The sequence below is a fragment of the Microbispora sp. CA-135349 genome (genome assembly GCF_050947365.1).
Lineage (GTDB): Bacteria > Actinomycetota > Actinomycetes > Streptosporangiales > Streptosporangiaceae > Microbispora.
Map to the genome: position 1 here is coordinate 652,073 of NZ_CP192001.1, position 18,377 is coordinate 670,449.

The 18,377-nt window shown below is 68.7% G+C and carries 20 protein-coding genes; 13 read left to right on the top strand and 7 right to left on the bottom strand.

Annotated elements, in window-relative coordinates; translation table 11 throughout:
* The first annotated feature begins 611 nt into the window (after nucleotides 1-611).
* The 5 genes from ACQPZZ_RS03160 (at nucleotide 612) to ACQPZZ_RS03180 (ending at nucleotide 6,015) form a co-directional block, all read left to right on the top strand.
* Nucleotides 612-2,096: an MFS transporter gene (locus tag ACQPZZ_RS03160; RefSeq protein ID WP_432928762.1), complete on the top strand. Its 1,485-nt coding sequence runs from the start codon at nucleotides 612-614 to the stop codon at nucleotides 2,094-2,096.
* 350 nt (nucleotides 2,097-2,446) lie between these two features.
* A complete protein-coding gene (locus ACQPZZ_RS03165) occupies nucleotides 2,447-3,394 on the top strand; it encodes a LysR family transcriptional regulator (protein ID WP_432928764.1) in 948 nt (315 codons plus the stop codon).
* 177 nt (nucleotides 3,395-3,571) lie between these two features.
* Nucleotides 3,572-4,033 carry a DUF427 domain-containing protein gene (locus ACQPZZ_RS03170; protein ID WP_432928766.1) on the top strand — a complete coding sequence of 154 codons (462 nt, stop codon included), beginning with the start codon at nucleotides 3,572-3,574 and terminating at the stop codon, nucleotides 4,031-4,033.
* 568 nt (nucleotides 4,034-4,601) lie between these two features.
* A complete protein-coding gene (locus ACQPZZ_RS03175; RefSeq protein WP_432928768.1) occupies nucleotides 4,602-5,072 on the top strand; it encodes a hypothetical protein in 471 nt (156 codons plus the stop codon).
* A 34-nt stretch (nucleotides 5,073-5,106) separates the two neighbouring features.
* On the top strand, nucleotides 5,107-6,015 hold the full coding sequence (locus ACQPZZ_RS03180; RefSeq protein ID WP_432928770.1) for an LLM class flavin-dependent oxidoreductase: 909 nt from the start codon (nucleotides 5,107-5,109) through the stop codon (nucleotides 6,013-6,015).
* A gap of 41 nt (nucleotides 6,016-6,056) precedes the next feature.
* Here ACQPZZ_RS03180 and ACQPZZ_RS03185 read toward each other — a convergent pair whose 3' ends face one another.
* Nucleotides 6,057-6,788: a hypothetical protein gene (locus ACQPZZ_RS03185; RefSeq protein ID WP_432928772.1), complete on the bottom strand. Its 732-nt coding sequence runs from the start codon at nucleotides 6,786-6,788 to the stop codon at nucleotides 6,057-6,059.
* Nucleotides 6,789-6,852: 64 nt separating this feature from the next.
* On the opposite strand from ACQPZZ_RS03185, the gene ACQPZZ_RS03190 reads away from it, so the two are divergent.
* The 3 genes from ACQPZZ_RS03190 to ACQPZZ_RS03200 all read left to right on the top strand — a co-directional run bounded on the left by ACQPZZ_RS03190 (nucleotide 6,853) and on the right by ACQPZZ_RS03200 (nucleotide 8,847).
* On the top strand, nucleotides 6,853-7,641 hold the full coding sequence (locus ACQPZZ_RS03190) for an ABC transporter ATP-binding protein (protein WP_363634824.1): 789 nt from the start codon (nucleotides 6,853-6,855) through the stop codon (nucleotides 7,639-7,641).
* A gap of 204 nt (nucleotides 7,642-7,845) precedes the next feature.
* Nucleotides 7,846-8,595 (top strand): sulfite exporter TauE/SafE family protein, encoded by a 750-nt coding sequence (locus ACQPZZ_RS03195; protein WP_363636131.1) that lies wholly within the window; start codon nucleotides 7,846-7,848, stop codon nucleotides 8,593-8,595.
* Between the two features lie 6 nt (nucleotides 8,596-8,601).
* Nucleotides 8,602-8,847, top strand: coding sequence for a hypothetical protein (locus tag ACQPZZ_RS03200; protein WP_205830246.1), 246 nt, complete (start codon nucleotides 8,602-8,604; stop codon nucleotides 8,845-8,847).
* A gap of 118 nt (nucleotides 8,848-8,965) precedes the next feature.
* On the opposite strand, the gene ACQPZZ_RS03205 is transcribed toward ACQPZZ_RS03200, so the two are convergent.
* The 3 genes from ACQPZZ_RS03205 to ACQPZZ_RS03215 form a co-directional block, all read right to left on the bottom strand.
* Nucleotides 8,966-9,877, bottom strand: a complete 912-nt coding sequence (locus ACQPZZ_RS03205) for a Rieske 2Fe-2S domain-containing protein (protein ID WP_432928775.1) — start codon at nucleotides 9,875-9,877, stop codon at nucleotides 8,966-8,968.
* 109 nt (nucleotides 9,878-9,986) lie between these two features.
* On the bottom strand, nucleotides 9,987-10,589 hold the full coding sequence (locus ACQPZZ_RS03210; protein ID WP_432928777.1) for an HD domain-containing protein: 603 nt from the start codon (nucleotides 10,587-10,589) through the stop codon (nucleotides 9,987-9,989).
* A gap of 150 nt (nucleotides 10,590-10,739) precedes the next feature.
* The gene (locus ACQPZZ_RS03215; protein ID WP_432928779.1) at nucleotides 10,740-10,946 is read right to left on the bottom strand and encodes a hypothetical protein; all 207 of its coding nucleotides are present in this window, start codon (nucleotides 10,944-10,946) and stop codon (nucleotides 10,740-10,742) included.
* Between the two features lie 679 nt (nucleotides 10,947-11,625).
* Between ACQPZZ_RS03215 and ACQPZZ_RS03220 the strand changes: the two genes are divergently transcribed.
* Complete coding sequence (locus ACQPZZ_RS03220; protein ID WP_432928781.1) at nucleotides 11,626-12,483, top strand: helix-turn-helix domain-containing protein; 858 nt, start codon at nucleotides 11,626-11,628, stop codon at nucleotides 12,481-12,483.
* Between the two features lie 63 nt (nucleotides 12,484-12,546).
* On the top strand, nucleotides 12,547-12,753 hold the full coding sequence (locus tag ACQPZZ_RS03225) for a DUF397 domain-containing protein (RefSeq protein WP_363634810.1): 207 nt from the start codon (nucleotides 12,547-12,549) through the stop codon (nucleotides 12,751-12,753).
* Nucleotides 12,754-12,879: 126 nt separating this feature from the next.
* On the opposite strand, the gene ACQPZZ_RS03230 is transcribed toward ACQPZZ_RS03225, so the two are convergent.
* Nucleotides 12,880-14,328, bottom strand: coding sequence for a catalase (locus ACQPZZ_RS03230; RefSeq protein ID WP_432928784.1), 1,449 nt, complete (start codon nucleotides 14,326-14,328; stop codon nucleotides 12,880-12,882).
* Nucleotides 14,329-14,395: 67 nt separating this feature from the next.
* A complete protein-coding gene (locus ACQPZZ_RS03235; RefSeq protein ID WP_432928786.1) occupies nucleotides 14,396-14,839 on the bottom strand; it encodes a Fur family transcriptional regulator in 444 nt (147 codons plus the stop codon).
* Nucleotides 14,840-14,957: 118 nt separating this feature from the next.
* Here ACQPZZ_RS03235 and ACQPZZ_RS03240 point away from each other — a divergent pair, with 118 nt between their 5' ends.
* Together ACQPZZ_RS03240 and ACQPZZ_RS03245 are read left to right on the top strand one after the other, a co-directional pair.
* The gene (locus ACQPZZ_RS03240) at nucleotides 14,958-16,049 is read left to right on the top strand and encodes a CapA family protein (protein WP_432928788.1); all 1,092 of its coding nucleotides are present in this window, start codon (nucleotides 14,958-14,960) and stop codon (nucleotides 16,047-16,049) included.
* A 246-nt stretch (nucleotides 16,050-16,295) separates the two neighbouring features.
* A complete protein-coding gene (locus tag ACQPZZ_RS03245; RefSeq protein ID WP_432928790.1) occupies nucleotides 16,296-16,865 on the top strand; it encodes a TetR/AcrR family transcriptional regulator in 570 nt (189 codons plus the stop codon).
* Nucleotides 16,866-16,993: 128 nt separating this feature from the next.
* Here the strand turns inward: ACQPZZ_RS03245 and ACQPZZ_RS03250 are convergent, their stop codons facing one another.
* On the bottom strand, nucleotides 16,994-17,401 hold the full coding sequence (locus ACQPZZ_RS03250) for a hypothetical protein (RefSeq protein WP_432928792.1): 408 nt from the start codon (nucleotides 17,399-17,401) through the stop codon (nucleotides 16,994-16,996).
* Between the two features lie 163 nt (nucleotides 17,402-17,564).
* Here ACQPZZ_RS03250 and ACQPZZ_RS03255 point away from each other — a divergent pair, with 163 nt between their 5' ends.
* On the top strand, nucleotides 17,565-18,104 hold the full coding sequence (locus tag ACQPZZ_RS03255; protein ID WP_432928794.1) for a hypothetical protein: 540 nt from the start codon (nucleotides 17,565-17,567) through the stop codon (nucleotides 18,102-18,104).
* Nucleotides 18,105-18,377 lie beyond the last annotated feature (273 nt).

Genomic DNA, 18,377 nt, shown 5'->3' on the forward strand with positions numbered 1-18,377 from the left:
GCCTCGCGTAGCTGAATCGTCAATGTTCCAGTGCCACCCGGCTCGGCCTTGGTGAACGGATCGGCCGGCATCGCGGCGACGGTGACCTCGTGTCGGCGACGCCGATGATCATCGTGTCCATCTGGGTAGCGATGGCCGGCAAATCGGCCGGCCGGAACAGGTCCAGGAAGATCGGACGTACGCGCAGCGACGCCCTGCGGCTGTTCCGCGGAGTCCGAAAGCGATTCGTCGGTGTCCTGCACCAGCGACAGCGAGCGCGCCGCACGTTTATTGCCTTCTTGCACCAACAGCTTTTGCAGCGTGGCGAGCCTCGGCCGCGGAAACCCGCACCGTCACTCCCGTTCGGCATGCCCGAACTTCATGCTCCCGTCGGGCGGTCACGCTACCGTCGCGGTGCCTGCGAATAACAATGATTTCCTGTTCATTCACTCCGAAACCGTGTCATGTGGGTGGTGCACGCGGCCGAGCATGCCGCTAGCGTGGGAGCCCTCAATTCACCGAATGCGCGGCGCCGCCCCCAACATTCACATTTGCCTACGCAATTTCCGGCAACCGAGATTAGAAATCGATGACAATCGGAACCGAGGGAATATCGTGAACAAGGAGCTGTCATGAGCCAGGGCACGGACTCGGCCGGCGACGGTGTCAGGGGCGTTCCTTTCGAGGAGCGAGCCGGCCGGCACTCCTCGTTGGTCCTGCTCGTGGTGTCCACGGCGATCCTGCTCGACGCTCTGGATCTGTCCATCACTCAGGTCGCGCTCCCCGACATCCGCGGAAGCCTCGACTTGTCCACGGCCGGCGTGCAGTGGACCGTCAACGCCTACGTCCTCACCTACGCCGGTTTCCTTCTGTTCGGTGGCCGCGCCGCCGACCTGCTGAGCGCCCGCCGCGTCTTCCTTTTCGGCCTGACCATCTTCGGCGTCATGTCACTGGTCGCCGGGCTGTCGCCGAACGCGGTTGTGGTCATCCTCGCCCGCGCCGTCCAGGGCATCGGCGCCGCTCTCACCGTGCCCTCCAGCGTCGCGATCATCGCCGGCACGTTCGCCGAGGGCCACGAGCGCAACCGCGCCTTCGGCGTCTTCTCCGCGGCCGCCGCCTCCGGGTTCTCCGCCGGACTGATCCTCGGCGGCGTCCTCACCGACCTGCTCAACTGGCGCTGGATCTTCTTCGTGAAGGTCCCGATCGTGGCCGCCACGCTGATCATCGCGGTCCGTGTCATCCCCCGCAGCGCCGAGACCCGTGACCGCTCGCGCCGCTACGATCTGCTCGGCGGCGTGCTCGGCACCGCCGGTCTACTGCTCATCGCGTTCGCCGTCACGCAGATCGCCGACCACATTGTCCCAGTGCCTCTGATCATCGCCTCCGCGGTCGCCGCCGTGGTCCTGCTGATCGCGTTCGTCGTCAACGAGGCCAAGCACCCCGATCCCCTTCTGCCCCTGGGGATCTTCCGGATGCCGACCCTCCGCAACGCCGACATCTCGTCGCTGGCCGTGCTGGCCGCCCCGTTCGGCTACTCCTACGTGGTCACCCTTTACACGCAGGAGGTTTTGCACTACTCGCCGCTGAAGACCGGTCTGGCGCTGCTGCCGGCGGCGGCGGTGTCCGCGCTCGTATCCCGCTACATGGCGCCGGCCCTCATTCGCCGCTATGGCATGCGGATCACCGGCAGCCTCGCCGGCCTGTTCCTGGTCGCGGTCGGATTCCTCATGTTGGCCCTTGTCGACGTCGACACCGGCTACGCCACCGTGCTGCTGCCCTCATCGATCATCTGCCTGGGTCTCGGCGTGGGCAACGCCTACCCGACCTACGCCATCGGCGGCGTGACCGGGGTCGGTATCTCACAGCAGGGTTTGGCGGCCGGCATCCAGCAGACCGCCCTCCAGGTCGGCGGTGGGCTTGGCCTCGCCCTGGTGGCCACGGGCGTGAGCGCCTCGCTCGACGGCAGAACCGACCCGAACGACTACATCCCCGCCCTGCACGTCGGCGCGATCGTCGGCACCGTCATCACACTGCTCGGCGCGATCGCCACCCTCCTCGGCCGGATGGACGCCCCCGAGGCGGTCGCCGAAGAACAGGAGCAGACGGCAACGGCGTAGACCCCCTGGAAGGGGCATTTGAGCCATGCTGCTGTCGCGCGGACGCGCCGAGCGTGTCCGCGTGACACTGTGAGCACCCTGCCCCTGACCACTCCTGTGGAACAAGACCGCCCCCGACCGCGCACGAGGGCCTCGTCCACCCGGCGGCTCCCCGTGACACTGTGAGCACCCTGCCCCTGACCACTCCTGTGGAACAAGACCGCCCCCGACCGCGCACGAGGGCCTCGTCCACCCGGCGGCTCCCCGTGACCTGCCCCGGCTTTCGGGCCGACGCGACTGCGGCCGTGGCCGTGGCCGTCGGGAAGGTCGGTGGCACCGATCATCCCTTGTGGGTAAAATTGCTAGTTGACATGGGACCGGAACTCAAGCATCTCCGGTATTTCGTCGCCGTGGCGGAGGACCTGAGCTTCTCCAGGGCCGCCCGGCGGCTTTATGTCTCGCAGCAGGCGCTGAGCCGCATCATCCAGCAGCTCGAACACCAGCTCGGCGTCAAGCTATTCGAGCGCACCACCCGCAGCGTGCGGCTGACCTCCGCGGGTGAGGCGATGCTCGGCCCCGCGCGGCAGTCGATCGCCGCGGCCGAGGACGCACTCAAGACAGCCCAGCGGGCCGGCAACGGCGGGCATCAGCGCTCTCTGCGGGTCGACATCTCCTCCAGCGGCCTGCAGACCGGGGCAGTTCTGCTGCGCCACTTCCGGCGCCTGCACCCGCAGATCCCGGTGTTGCAAATCGAGGAGGGCGTCACCCGCGGCCTGGTCGCCCTGCAGGAGGGCCGTCTCGACGTCCTGCTCGGGCTGGCCACTCACTGTCCGATCGAGATTCCGGCCGAGGTGATCCGGCGGGAGACGATCATGCTGGGCATGGCCGCCGACCACCCGCTCGCGGATCTGGAGGTCGTGCCGGTGGCGCGGCTGGCCGACTTCGAGTTGTTGCTGCCCACCGAAGAGGTGGCCGTCGAGTGGGTCGAGTTCGTCGCGCAGTTCTGCCGGCAGGCGGGCATCCGAGTGCGCAGGTGGCCGGGCGTCACTTACGGCTCGCATGGCGCGGCGGACGTGCTGCGCGAGAGGCTCTGCGTCACACCGACGACGCGCTGGAACGAACCGCCGGCCGACCTGGTGTTCCGCCCGCTCGTCGAGCCTGTTCCGGTGTTCAGCTGGGCCATGATGATCTCACCTGCCGTCGAGAACACGCCTCAGGTCAGAGCCTTCGTCGAATGCGCCCGCCTGGTCGCCCAACAGTACGACTGGCTGCTGCCGCGTGAAGACGACATTTTCCGGGGAGCCGGCGCGACGTCGTGAAATCTGCCGTACCTGAGGCCAACCCTGGGCGAGCGTGACGATCACATAACTGACATCGGCCGTATCGGACACTTCATCGGGCCGGCCACTCAGGTGGCTTCCGGTGCCTGCGAATATGAATCGGCTATCCATTCAGCTTGGAATCGCTCGGCTAATACGCGTGGCATTATTCGCCGCGTGGCGCACACATTTGTGTTACGGTGGAATACGATCAGTGGACGCGCGGCCGGTGAACATCGGCCACCGCCGGAGATGTTTGACGGGATTCACATGAATACACAAGAACATCGCATCGAGCTCACACACGTGTCGGACCACATCGTGGTGCGAGTCAATGACACGGTCGTCGCGACCTCCTCACGGGCGCTTGTACTCGCCGAGACTAACTGCCCACCGCGGTACTACCTGCCGCGGGAGGATGTGAAGATGGATCTGCTGCGGTCGACGACGACGACGTCGCACTGCCCGTACAAGGGAGATGCGGTGTACTGGTCGGTTGACACCGGCGAGGCTCCGGTTGAAGACGTCGTCTGGTCCTACCCGGAACCATACGCGCAGGTTGAGCGGATCAGAGGACGGCTCGCCTTCTGGGCCGAGAAGCCGGGTGTCACCCTGGAAGTGAACGGGCAGGTCGCGTAAGCAGTCGCAGTTCACAGCTATCGCGGGGCAGATTTCGCAACGCCTTGAGAACCTCACGGGCCCGCGTGTTGTCGTAACACAGCGGTTGGGGACTCTTTTGATCGCGCCGAGGCAGGTTCTGGAACGCGCGGCAGCGTGATGCCGGTGGCCCGGTCGGGAGAACGAATTCCATCCGGGCCCGCGCGTGCTGCGGACCGTGCTGCACATCGTCCGCAAGGCCCCCGCGCAGATCGGATTCGCGGGTGATCGAGCGGCGGTGGGTCGTCGAACGCTCGCCGAAGGTTGCAGTTCGTGCTACGAACTAATATGGTTCGTAGCACGAACTGCAACCTTCTCTGCGTTGGAGCGTGAATGATGAGTCGTACAGTCGTGATCGTCGGCGGGGGTTACGGTGGTTCCGCGGTCGCCAAGGCGCTGGACGCCGAGGCCGACGTCGTCCTCGTCGACCCCCGGGACGCGTTCGTCAACACGGCCGGCTCCCTGCGTGCGCTGACCCGGCCCGACTGGGCGGGCGCACCTGCGGCTGGGCACCGCCCTGACCGCGCCTCCGGCGACGGAAGCAGGCCGGGTGGCCGCCTTCACCGTCACCACCACGGGCGGGGAGGAGATCGGCGCCGACATCTGGTTCCGTGCCCACTGCGTACGCGTCAACAGCGACTACCTCGCCGACGGCCGGCTGACGACGCGCACCCCACGGGGGCAGGTGCCCGTCACCGAAACCCTCAACGTCCACGGATACGAGCACGTCTACGCCGTCGGCGACATCACCGACGTCCCCGAGGCCAAGATGGCCGGGTACGCGATGCAGCACGCCGAGGTGGTGGCCCGCAACATCATCGCTCAGCTACGCGGCGAACGGCCGGAGGCCACCTATCAGCCGCTGCCCCACCCCATGATCCTGCTCCCGCTCGGCCCGCGTGGCGGTGTCGGCCAGTTGCCGACACCCGACGGACCGGTCGTCGTCCCGGCCGAGACCGTCTCGGCGTACAAGGGGGCCGACCTGTTAACCGGCCGGTTCACCGAGCAGTTCGGCGCCTGACATGGACTCCACACCGGTACAGAAAGGCGGAACAATGTCGGCACCTGACGTCGTCTTCGGTTTCGGCGCGCATTCCGGCCACGACGACATTCCCGAGCTGTTGCGCATGGCCCAGCAGGCCGACCGGGACGGGCTCGACATCTTCACGTTGTCGGACCATCCCTACTTCGGCGGGCGTCTGGACGCCTACGCCGCGCTCGGCTTCGTTCTCGGGCGTACGCAGCGCATCGCCGGTTTCGCCAACGTCACCAACCTGCCGACCCGGCCCGCGCCCATGCTGGCGCGTACGGTGACGTCGTTGTCGGCGCTGTCGGGCGGCCGCGTCGTGCTCGGCATGGGCGCGGGCGGACTGTGGGACCGCATCGCCGACATGGGGGTGCCGCTCCTTTCGCCCGGCGACGCCGTGGACGCCTTCGAGGAGGCGATCGTCCTGGTGAAGATGCTGTCGGGCGGCGGCTCACCGGTCACCTACCAGGGCAAGCACTACCGGGTGAACAAGATCGAGCCGGCCCCCGTGCCCGCACCGCCCGTGTGGACCGGATCGGTCGGCCGCAAATCCCTGGCCGCCACCGGCCGGGTGGCCGACGGCTGGATCCCCGGCCACGCGGCCGACTGGCTCAGCGAACGCTACCGGGCCTCGCGGCCGGTCATCGACGAGGCGGCGGCGTCCGTGGGCCGCGATCCGAGCGAGATCCGCACGGTCTTCAACTTCCCCGGGCGCATCACCGACCGGCCGCTGCCCGCCACCCGTGACTCCGACGGCCGCTGGATCGGCGGTTCCGCGGATCAGTGGGTCGAGGAGCTGACCGGAGCCGTGCTGGAGCACGGCGCGACGGGTTTCACGCTCTTCTCCGCCGACCACGGCGCCCCCGACCCCACCCTCCTGGCCCGCTGGGCCCAGGAGGTCGTGCCCGCCGTACGCGAGGCGATCGCCAAGCGGTGAGCCCGGTGCGGACGCGCGTCAGACCCGGGATCAGACCGGGATCAGACCTGGGATTCGACGATCGCGTTGTGCGCGGCCACCCTGGCCCGGCGTACGGCGCGGTCGAGGTCGCGCAGGGCCTGCCCCCGGGCGCCGAGCTGCCCCGAGGTGAGCCCCCGCTCGTCGGCGAGGCGGAGCGCGACCGACAGCCGGGAGGCGAGGGCGCCGACCCGGTGCGCCCTGCCGGGATAACCGGGCGCGAGGGCCTCGCCGGCGCGGTCGAGCGCGTCCGGCGCGGGGAAACCCTGCGCCGGGCCGTCGACGCCCAGGAGCGCCTCTGTGGCGGCCATCATCGTGGTCCGCAGCGCCTGCTCGGCCTCGGCCAGGGACGGCACGTCCGGCGGCACGGCCGACGCCTCGGCCACGGCCCAGCGGATCCCCGAGTACGACGAGCCCCTCCGGTCGGCGGAGGGGACGAGGCCGAGGCAGCGGCCGGGCAGCACGGCCACGGCGGCCTGGCCCGCGTCGACGGCGGCGCCGTTGAAGGCGGGCGGGCCGGTGAGCCCGAGCGGGTCGCCGGGGACGGGCAGGGCCAGCCGGAACGCGCGGAGCCCCTCGATCCGCCGGTCCACGAGGAAGGCCAGCAACGGGGTTTCGACGCCCTCGGCCGCCACCACCTGTGGCCCGGCCTCGCGCTCGACGCGGTCGAGGGCGCCTTCCAGACTCACGTGTCCCCCGAGCCAGGCATTGCCCCAGGCGACCAGCGTGGCGGAGATCGGTGAATCGATGTGCACCCGATCCACGATATGTGGTCGGACTGCAATAGTTTTATCTCAGTGACCACGGGAGGGGGACCACATGGGCGGTCAGGTGCTTCAGCTTCAGGACGTGGCCGTCCGCAGGGACGGCGCCGCTCTGTTGCGCGGCATCGACTGGAGCGTCCGCGAGGACGAGCGCTGGGTGGTGATCGGGCCCAACGGCGCGGGAAAGACGACGCTGCTCCAGGTGGCCGCATCGCTGCTGTTCCCGTCCGAGGGCTCGGTGGAGATCCTCGGCGAGCGGCTCGGCCAGGCGGACGTGTTCGACCTGCGACCCCGGATCGGCCTGGCCAGCGCGGCCCTGTCGGAGCGCATCCCGCCGGACGAGAAGGTCATCGACCTCGTGCTCACCGCGTCGTACGCGATCCTGGGCCGGTGGACGGAGGAGTACGACTCCCATGACGTCACCCGCGCCGTCGAGCTCATCGACCAGCTCGGCTGCGCCCATCTGATCCGGCGGCGTTTCGGGACGCTGTCGGAGGGCGAGCGCAAGCGGGTGCAGATCGCCCGGGCGCTCATGCCGGACCCGGAGCTGCTGCTGCTCGACGAGCCGGCGGCGGGCCTCGACGTGGCGGGCCGCGAGGATCTGGTACGCCGCCTCGGCGCGCTGGCCCGGGACCCGAAGTCGCCCACGATGGTCCTGGTGACCCACCACGTCGAGGAGATCCCGGCCGGATTCACCCACGTGCTGCTGCTGCGGCACGGCTCGGTCGTCGACCAGGGGCCGATCGACGCGGTGATGACCCCGCAGAACCTGTCCACGACCTTCGGCGTGCCGCTGCACCTCGACCGCGGTCAGGAGGGCCGCTGGTACGCCCGTCCCCTCTGATCGCCACGCGGAGTCCGGCGCCTACCCTTGGCGGATAGCCGTACAGCGAGGGGCGCGCCGTGTTCTGGACTGAGGAGCGCGCGGGAGCGAAGCGACCAAGCGCGACGAGGGCTGTGCTCATCGCGCGCCTCCGGCACGACCAACGGCCTCAAAGCGCCCCGAGCAGCCGAGCGAAGCGAGGCAGGTAAACAGGGAGAGATGCCAGTGACGCCGTGGGAGGCGGCCGCGGTCTTCGCGGCCGGTGTCGGGGCCGGGGCCATCAACGCCGTCGTGGGATCGGGTTCGCTCATCACGTTCCCGACGATGCTGGCCGTCGGTTTTCCGCCGATCGTCGCGAACGTGTCCAACAACATCGGGCTCGTTCCCGGAGGCGTGACCGGGGTGCTCGGCTACCGCACCGAGCTCAAGGGCCAGCGTGACCGGCTGATCCGGCTCGGGGTCGCGTCGGTGATCGGCTCGTTCGCCGGCGGCCTGCTCCTGCTGTGGCTGCCCGCGGAGGCGTTCAAGGTCATCGTCCCGGTGCTCATCGCCGTCGCCTGCCTCCTCGTGGTGTTCCAGCCGCGGATCAACGAGTGGCTGGCCGTACGGCGAAGGCCGCACCCGCACGGCGGACCATGGCTCTGGCTCGGCGTCCTCGGCGCCGGCATGTACGGCGGCTACTTCGGGGCCGCCCAGGGCATCGTCCTGATCGGCCTGCTCGGCAGCTTCCTCGACGAGGACCTGCAACGGGTGAACGCGGCCAAGAACCTGCTGTCGCTGCTGGTCAACGCCACGGCGGCGGTGCTGTTCTCGTTCATCGCGCCGGTGGACTGGGCCGCCGTGCTGATGGTCGCGCTCGGTTCGGCCGTCGGCGGCTTCCTCGGCGCCCGGGTGGGACGCCGGCTGCCCGCGCCCTTGCTACGGGGATTCATTGTTGTCGTCGGTATCGTGGCGATAGTGAAGTTGTTGTCCTGAAAGGGTATGTCTGCCCTTGTGAAGGGCGACCGGGTGGAGATCGTCATCGATGCGGGGGGAACCCCGCGCACCTACGAGGTGGTCGCGACCAGGGCGGGCCGCCGAATCGAGATCACGACGGGCCGGGGAGTGGTCGAGGTCACCGAGGTCACGCGGGCGGGCACTCCCGTCCGCACCGCGAGGTTCATGTCCAATCGCGTCCTGGCGCTGGTCGAACATCCCGCGGACGACCGCGGCCCGGACACCGGCTGATCCGGGTCCGGGCATGGGCCCGCCGCTTCCGGAGGGTCACCGCGCGGTCTTCGACACGGCCTTCGACGCGGTCTTCGATGCGGACTCCGATGCGGTCTTCGATGTGCTCACCGTGCGGTCACTCCGCGGGACGGACCTGTACGACGCCGTCCTGCCGCAGCCGGGTCTGGAAGGCCGGCTGGCGCGACGTGGCGGGGCCGTGCATGACCCGGCCGTCGGAGATGCGGAAGGCGCTGCCGTGCCACGGGCAGACGATGCAGGCCTCGCCGTCCTCCATGGCGACCCGGCCCTGGTGAAGGGGACCGGCGAGATGGGCGCAGCTGTCGGCGAGCACGTTCACGTCGTCGCCGAGGCGCAGGACGAACAGGTCGATGTAGCCGAGCCGCCGCCGGACCGGCCGTCCGTTCGGCAGGTCCTTGAGCGCGCACAGATCGTGCCAGCCGAGCGGCATGAGGTGGCCGACCGACTCCGCGTGATTGGCCCCGGCCGCCTGGCGGTAGGACATGTGGCTGCCGAGGTGCGCACCGGCGGAGGCCGCCGCGAGTCCCACGTACCCCAGTGTGCGCCCGGCGCGTTCGCGTCCCGTCAGCCGTAAGAAAAGAGAGCCCGTGTAGCAGAGCGCCGCGGCGGTGTTGGTCATGGCGTGCACGAACCCCACGCGTTGCTGCTCCCGATGGAGGGTGGACCAGTCGGTGAGCCCGGCCGCCACCGTGGGAAGGGCGCTGCCGAGGCCCGCCACGATCAGCGTCCGGGCCGCGCGTGAGCCCGTTCTGGTCATGTCCACCACGCTCGCCGACAGCCAGCAGCCGAAGGTGGTCACGGCGAGCGCCGGATGCAGCGGATGCCCGATGGGCACGCCGTGCAGGACGTCCCGGAGCTTGCCGGGGCCGAGGCGGCGGCGGACCTTCTTCGAGAGGACGGCGATCGGCCGGTCGAGCGAGGTGGCCCGCTCGAGCCCGTCGAGGAGCTCTGCCGAAGGGACCCTCCGTGCCGTCCGGCCCGCACGTCGCGGCCTGGTCGTCTCTTCCATGTTTCGCCCCCTAACACGGGATCACGTACCCCCGCGTCACGGCTGTGAACATGGACAGGCATGAGACGGTATATGCGAGTTTCGGGCCGGAGAGGGCCCCCCCTTTCCGTCAGGGCGCCAGATGACCCCGGGCGACCGAGGCGGCGACGAGCCCCGCGGCGTACTGCCCGAGCGTGGGAGACCCCTCCTCGATGAGCCGCACCTTCTCCATGACCTGGCGGGCCGTCACCTTGAACAGCGACCACGTGCCGCCGTCGTTGTGATGGTTGGCGATGATCGGCGCGAGCCGGTCGAGTGCCCTGGCGAACCTCGCCTCCGGCGTGCGCCGCTCCTCGAACTCGTCCCACAGGGCCCGCAGTCGCGTCCCCTGGTCCTCGGGAAGCAGCCCGAAGATCCGGTCGGCCGCGGCGCGTTCGAGGTCGGCCTGCCCCTCGACCGCGACCGAGTCGTAGATGAAGGTGTCGCCGGCGTCGATCTCCACGATGTCGTGGACGAGCAGCATCGCGACCACCCTGGACATGTCGGTTCCCGGAGGCGCGTGCTCGGCCAGCGTCATCGCCATCATGGCCAGATGCCAGGAGTGCTCGGCGTCGTTCTCCCGGCGTGAGCCGTCGATCAGCGAGTTCCGGCGGATGACACGCTTGAGCTTGTCGATCTCCGTGTGGAAGGCGAGCTGGGACTGCAGCCGTTCGTGAATGAGCGCGGTCGTCACCCGCGCAAGCCTAACCGGTCACGATCAGCTCGTAGGGGATCCTCGGCCGGGTGCCATCAGGTCCATGAAACGCCGGGGCCTATGGCGAACCTGCGAGGTTCTCGCGGAAGAGGGTGTCGAACGGTGAACCTGACGTCGGAGAATTCGGCGTCAGACGGTGAAGAGGCGGCCGACCTCCTCGAGTTCGCGTACGAGGTCGAAGCGGGGGTCGCGGTAGTGGCGGGCGCCGAAGCCGGTGCGGCTGACGGTCCATCTCAGTTCGCGGGCCCATCTGTCCTGGTCGGCGCACAACGCCAGATCGGCCATCGTCATCCGGCTTCTGATCATCAATAACCAGGCGGCACCGGGGGGGTTCATGGGGAGACTCCTTTCCGGTGGGTGCCAAGTGGAGATCTCGTCAGTCCTGAATTCGTCGTACGGGGGCGCGTCCCATTCAGGTAACGGCCCGATAGGTGGTCGCTGCTCGTGAAGTGCGAGCGCCGGCGGCGCCGGCCGAGTGTCGAAATCCCGCTGGCCCGGATGCCTCCCGTTGTCACGCGCATCCGAAGCGGCCGGCGCCCCTGGGGCGTGCCTGACAACCCTCAAGCCCTGCTACGCGTGGCCCAGGCGGCGCCTCGCTACGTTGTCGTCGCCGATAACGCTGTTATCGGCTCCTCCTCCGACTCGCGATGCAACTACCTGGTTTCACGCTCGCGACGGGCAGCATTTCTCAGACACTCCCTGGCCGGGCGCGTGCCCCGGATGGGGAAGCGGGTTTCGGAATATTTCGCCGGCGTCGCCGGCGCCCCCACACTCCGGAAGACCCTTCCCGTATCGATCGTGACTCACCGGGGAATGCCCTGCAATACTTGGCGAAAAGAAATCCGCAACAATCTTGTGCGGATGCGCTGCAAATTACCGTGCAAGTTGCACGAGCGGGCGCGGTAATCTTCGGACAGGGCGCCGATCCCCGCGCGCCCGATCCGCCAGGGCGCGCCCACCATCCGTGCGTCCACCCGGAATCACCGGATTCACCGGATGAAGGAGGTCGGCCGGGATGCCCCAGCACGGCAGTCCCACCGTCCGCCGGCGGCGGCTGGGGCAGGAGCTGCGCCGGTTACGCGAGCGCGCCGATCTGACGGGCGACCAGGTCGCCGCCCGGCTGGGCTGGTCGGCGGCGAAGATCAGCCGGATCGAGACGGCGCGCACCTCGCCGAGAACCGCCGACGTCGAGGCGCTGCTCATGATCTACATGGTAGATTCCCGCCAGCGCCAAGAGCTGCTCGCCCTGCACCGGGACGCGACCCGGAAGGGCTGGTGGGAGGATTACCGCGACTCCCTGCCCAAGGAATACACGACGTTCCTTGGCCTGGAGGCCGAGGCCACGGTGGCACGCAACTGGGAACCCCAGGTGGTGCCGGGTCTGTTCCAGACCGAGGCGTACGTCCGAGTCATGATGGAGAGCGGACAGCGGAGCACCCTTGTGGCGCCGGGCGGCGTCCGCAGCCGGATCGACGTCCGGATGGCCCGCCAGGAGGCGGTTCTCGGGGCGGAGAGCCCGCTGGCCATCTCGACCGTCCTGGAGGAGTCGGTCCTGCTGCGCAGGTTCGGCGATCACGAGGTGATGCGGGAACAGCTCAGGCGGCTGGTCGAGGTGTCAGAGCTGCCGAACGTCGAGTTGCGGATCCTTCCGCTCGACGCGGACCACCCGATCAACACCGGGGCGTTCTGCCACCTCAAGCTGCCCGAGTTCCACGACATCGTGTACTTGGAAGCCCTCCTGGGCGGGCGTCTGGTCGAGGACGAGGCGATCGTCTACCGGTACGAGGTGGCGTTCGACTATCTGGAAACCAAAGCCCTCGACGTGGACGACTCTCGCCGGTTCTTGGAGAAAACTGTCCGTCACTGGCGATAGCCAGCTCTAGACCGCCCCGGAAACCACACGCGATTGATTTCCGGGGGGAGAGATTAATTGTCCATGAACTCGATCGATCTGTCCGGTGCCGCCTGGTGGAAGAGCAGCCGGAGCGCCAACAACTGCGCGTGTGTGGAAGTGGCCGTCCTGCCGGACGGTCACGTAGGCGTTCGCGACAGCAAGAACCAGGACGGCCCCGCGCTCATCTTCACCCCCGCTGAATGGGACGCGTTCATCGGCGGCGTGAAGGACGGCGAGTTCGACCTTTAGCCATACGGACCCTCAACGAGCCCCGCCGGGGGAACCGCCCGCGAAGGGCGTCGGCAGAGAGCTCGCGGGACGCGCGTACGGCCCGCGCCCGGAATCGGGCGCGAGCCGTACGTGAGGGGAAGGGGGTCAGACGACGCCGAGCCCCTGGGCGACGCGCTGGCCGAGGTCCTTGTGGACGTTGGTCCAGTATTCGACCACGCGCCTCTTCATGCCGCCGGTGACCTCGGGAGCCGAGGCGTGTCCGACGATGTTGCTCACCATGTGGTCGCGGTCGACGTCGGAGAGCACGTTCTCCCACAGCGCGCGCGGCTGGACGAAGTCGTCGTCCTCGCGGTGCCGCACGTAGGCGCTCCGGATGATCTCACCGGCGACCTGGTAGTTCTCGCCCTCGTAGAGCGAGGGGTCGGCGGCCGGGCCGCCGAAGGAGTTCGGCGCGTACAACGGGTCGCCCGGGTTGGTGAACGCCATGGCGCCGTCCTTGTTGTAGCTGTGGACGGGCGACTTGGGCCGGTTCACCGGGAGCTGCAGGTAGTTGGCGCCGATGCGGTAGCGGTGGGTGTCCGGGTAGGAGAACAGCCTGCCCTGGAGCATCTTGTCCGGGGACGCGCCGATGCCCGGCACCAGGTTGGCGGGCTCGAAAGCGGCCTGCTCGACCTCGGCGAAGTAGTTCTCCGGGTTGCGGTCCAGCACGAACCGGCCGATCGTGATCTCCGGGTAGTCGGAGTGCGGCCAGACCTTGGTGAGGTCGAACGGGTTGAACCGGTAGTCCGCCGCCTCCTCGAACGGCATGATCTGGACGTTGACCTTCCACGCCGGGTGATCGCCGTTCCCGATGGCGGCGGACAGGTCGCGGATGTGGAAGTCCGGGTCCTCCGCGGTCATCGCCCTGGCCTCGGCGTCGGTGAAGTTCTCGATGCCCTGCTCGGTCTTGAAGTGGTACTTGACCCAGAACTTCTCGCCCGCCGCGTTGTACCAGAGGAAGGTGTGCGACCCGAAGCCGTGCATGTGCCGCCAGGTGCGCGGCGTGCCGCGGTCGGTCATGAGGAACGACACCTGGTGGGCCGACTCGGGCGACAGCGTCCAGAAGTCCCACTGCAGGTTGTGGTCGTGCAGGTGGTTGTCGGCGCGGCGCTTCTGCGTGTGGATGAAGTCGGAGAACTTCTGCGGGTCGCGGATGAAGAAGATCGGCGTGTTGTTGCCGACGATGTCGTAGTTGCCGTCCTCCGTGTAGAACTTGATCGCGAAGCCGCGGGGGTCGCGCGCGGTGTCGGCGCTGCCCAGCTCGCCGGCCACGGTGGAGAACCGCAGGAAGAGCTCGGTCTCTTTGCCCTTCTGGAAGAGCCCGGCCTTGGTGTACTGGCTGACGTCCTCGGTGATCTGCAGCACGCCGTACGCGCCGCCGCCCTTGGCGTGCACCACGCGCTCGGGGACCCGCTCCCGGTTGAAGTGGGCCATCTTCTGGATCAGGTAGTGGTCCTGCAGCAGCAGCGGCCCGTTGGGGCCGACGGACAGCGAGAACTCGTCGCTGGGGGCGGGGATCCCGGCGTCGGTGGTGGTGATGGGCCTGTCGGTCATGGGGCTGTCCTCCGGGGTCACTTCATTGGATGCGTGCGGAAAGCAACGGAAAGCAGGGACATGAGGCTCAGACACGGGCGGAGTCGGACGGGACGCCGCCGGCCTCGGCCCGGCATGGGGGGCACAGGCCCCAGTAGATGACGTCCGCCTCGTCCACCAGGTAGCCGGAGTCCGACGCCGGCTCCAGGCAGGGGGCGTGTCCCACCGCGCAGTCGACGTCCGTGACTTTTCCGCAGCGGCGGCAGACGAGGTGATGGTGGTTGTCGCCCACCCGTGTCTCGTACCGCGTCGGGCTGCCCGCGGGCTCGATGCGGCGGACAAGCCCGCCGCGCTGCAACGCGTTCAGCGAGTCGTAGACGGCTTGCAAGGACACCTGACCAACGCGTTCGCACACACCGCGATGGATGGCTTCCACGTCGAGGTGGTCGCCCTCGCCCACGGCCTGCATGATCGCGAGCCGGGCCGCGGTCACCCGCAGTCCGGCATGGCGAAGGAGGCCGGCGTCGTCCACAACCCCCACGTTAGCAGCAAACTTGAATGATTCAAGTAAAGGAACTCTCCAAGTTACTTGCCCCACGATCTCCCGCGGACTCCCCGGATGACGGCGGGAGATGGCATGCTCAGGTGCCGTGAGACGTCACCCCCTCGTCCTGTCCCTGTTCGGCCTCCTCGTGGCTCCCCTCCTTGTCGCGGGGTGCAGCCCGGCGGAGAGCGAGCCCGTCCCCGGCGCCTCGCAACAACCGGAGGTCAAGACCGCCACGCCGTCCGCCAAACCGCAGCGGCGGCCTTTCACGATCTCCTTCGCGGGTGACGTGCACTTCGAGGGCGTGCTGCGGAGTCGGCTGGACGCGAATCCGCGTACCGCCCTCGGCCCGATCGCCGCCGTGCTGCGCAAATCCAACCTCACCGCGCTCAACCTCGAGACGGCCATCACCACCGGAGGCACGCCCGCGCCGGGCAAGCAGTTCACCTTCCGTGCCCCGGCCACGGCGTTCGCCGCGCTCAAGGCCGCCGGGGTCGACGTCGTCACGATGGCCAACAACCACGGCATGGACTACATGGAGAGCGGCCTGCGGGACACCCTCGCCGCGATCAAGTCGTCGAAGTTCCCCGTCATCGGCATCGGCGCGAACGAGACCGAGGCGTACCGGCCCTACCGCAGGACGGTCAACGGCAACCGGGTGTCGATCATCGGCGCAACCCAGGTGCTCGACGAGCAGTTCATCCAGGCGTGGACCGCCTCCGGCGACAAGGCGGGGCTCGCCTCGGCGAAGAACGAGCCGCGCCTCATCCGCGCCGTACGGCAGGCCCGCAAGAACTCCGACACCGTCATCGTGTTCCTGCACTGGGGCACCGAGCTGGTCAAGTGCCCGACGCCGGTGCAGCGGAGCCTGGCAGGCAAGCTGGTGGCCGCGGGGGCCGACGTGGTCGTGGGCAGCCACGCGCACATCCTGCTCGGCGGCGGTTACTCCGGTCAGGCGTACGTGCAGTACGGCCTGGGCAACTTCGCCTTCTACAACTGGGGCCCGGACACCGGGGCGACCGGCGTGCTCACCCTGACCATCAACGGCAGGAAGGTGCTCAAGGACCAGTGGACCCCCGCCAGGATCAACGGCGGCGTGCCGATTCCCGCGACGGGCGGCGCCAAGCAGCAGGCACTCGGCGCGTACCGCGCGCTGCGCGGCTGCACCGGCCTGTCGGCCGCACCCGCCGACTCCTGACGGCGAGTACGACCGATATCTCGCCGCAAATCGGACGACTGGCTGACAACCGCTGACCACGGCGCGTGAAACAGGCAAGATAGGTGAGTGTCCAGCCGGTACGTGAGGGAAGCAGGCGGTCCCGCCATCGCCGACGAGCGCCGGGACCATGGGGATGGTGAAGGGATGTCGCCGCGCGCGTCGCATCCCGGTGAGCCGCTGCGGCGGCGCCCTTCGCAACGTCGCAGCGCCCGCAGAGTGGAACGGATGCTCGACGCCTGCGCCGAGTTGCTCGACGAGGGTGGGTACGACGCGCTGACGACCACCAGGGTGGCCGAGCGGGCCGGGGTGGCGATCGGCTCGGTCTACCAGTTCTTCCCGGACAAGAGGGCGCTCAGCCAAGCGCTGACGCGGCGCAACGTCGAGTTGTTCGTCGCGCGGGTCGGCCGTCGCTTCATGGTCGAGGACTACGCCGGCTGGTGGGACGCCGTCGACGTCATCATCGACGAGTACGTCGAGATGCACCGCAGCGTGCCCGGGTTCCGCTCGCTGCACTTCGGCGAGGTCTTCGACCTCGACCTGCTCGACTCCGTGTCCGACAACAACACCGTGATCGCCGGACGGCTCCGCGCGCTACTCCTCGCCGAATTCGGACTGGCGGACAGCGAAGATTTGGACCGTGCCATTCTCGTCGCCGTCGAGGCCGGGGACGCGGTGCTGAAGCTCGCTTTCCGGCACGACCCGGGCGGCGACCCCGGGATAGTGGCCGAAGCCAAACAGCTCGTCCGCGGATATCTGTCCCGCCAACTCGCCTCCGCCGTCTCACGAGGCGAATGACGGTGTGAGCGACGGTGTGAGTGACGGGCGCCTGTCGTGGGGCCGTCTTCCCGCACGGTGATCGGCCTCGCGGCCGGCGAGTCGACGGCCGCCGGGGCCGTAGTGCGGAGGCTCTGTGATGCGGTGGCTCACTCGTGAGGGCGGCCCGGCTCACCCGCCGGCTCGATCGGTGCCTGGGGGCCGCTTACGGCGCGGGGGACGCCGATCGAGGGCCACAGCCCCGGAGCGGCGCCCCGGACGTATGAGGTGTTCTGCCACGACCTGGTGTGAGTGCGTGGCGGTATCGTCAGCTCCCGCGTGTCGTCCTCGCCTGCCAGGTTGGGCTGTCCCTTCTCGGCCCTCTCGGCGTGGCACCCCACCGCCGCTGCGGGTTCGACGCTCAGCTCCAGCATCTGCAGTTTGGCCTGCAGCCGGGCCAGTTCGGCATGGGCTCGGTCGAGCGCCTCGTACTGGGCGGTGACGAATCCGGCGAAACCCGGGACCACGGCGGCGAGCACCGTTGTGGAGGCGAGAGTCAGTATCACCCGCTTGGACATGCTGTAACGCTCCTCGCCGAGCTTTGGTTGGCACAGGCGTGGTGCGATATGCCCGACTATCTGCCGAGAAAAGCGCATAGTAGCCAAACGTGTACTAATTGTTGCTTTGACAATGCCTGATGTTGTCCTGCGAAAGCACGCCGAGATCGGTAGCCTCGGCTCTGTGGCACATGTGACAAATGAGCAGGTGGACCGACTGCTCGAACAGGCTCTGCTGCTCGATGACCACGGTGCCCTCGCCCGCCGCCTCGACGTGCTGGCCCAGGGGTACGAGTCGGGAGAGATGTCGAGGGCGGCGATCCTCGTGCTCGCCGCCGAGGAGTGGCGCCAGGCTGGTCAGCCCGCGACCGCTCTCGACCGCTACCAGAGCGCCGTGGAGGACGGCGGGGAGGTGCAGGTGGACCCGCGTGCCGGCATCGCCGACACGCTGTTCGAGCTCGACCGGCCCGAGGAGGCCAGGGCCGTGATCGCCGTGATCGGGGCGGGTGACTGGAATCCGGCCACCGCGCTGACCGTCGCCGAGACACTCGTGGCGTACGGCGACCTCGAAGCGGCGCACGAGTGGGCCACCGAGGGCATCCGTGCCTGCGGCGCGACGGTTTCGGGCATCCGCGACTCCCTGCTCCGCACCCGCTATCGCATCCGGGTCGATCTCGGCCTGCCGGAGGACGACCTCGACGCCCTCCTCGACGTCTCCCGCTGAGTCCTCCCGGCGTCCCGGCTCCGCCTGGGGCCTGTCCACCGTGCCTCAGGCACGCTGCGCGCCGCGTGATCGGTGACCGTCATGCGAAAAGGGGCCGTGGGTCACGGCCCCTTGATCCCGCTGTCGCGGTTCTTGCTGTCGTGCTCTCGCTGTCTTCCGGTTGTGCTGTCTCAGGTTCTGCCGTCTTCGGTGTCTCGGGTGGTCGAGGCCGGGCCGCGGCGGGATTGTGGCGGGTCGCTGTGGGTGGAGGCGGGGCGGAGACCGCTCACCCGG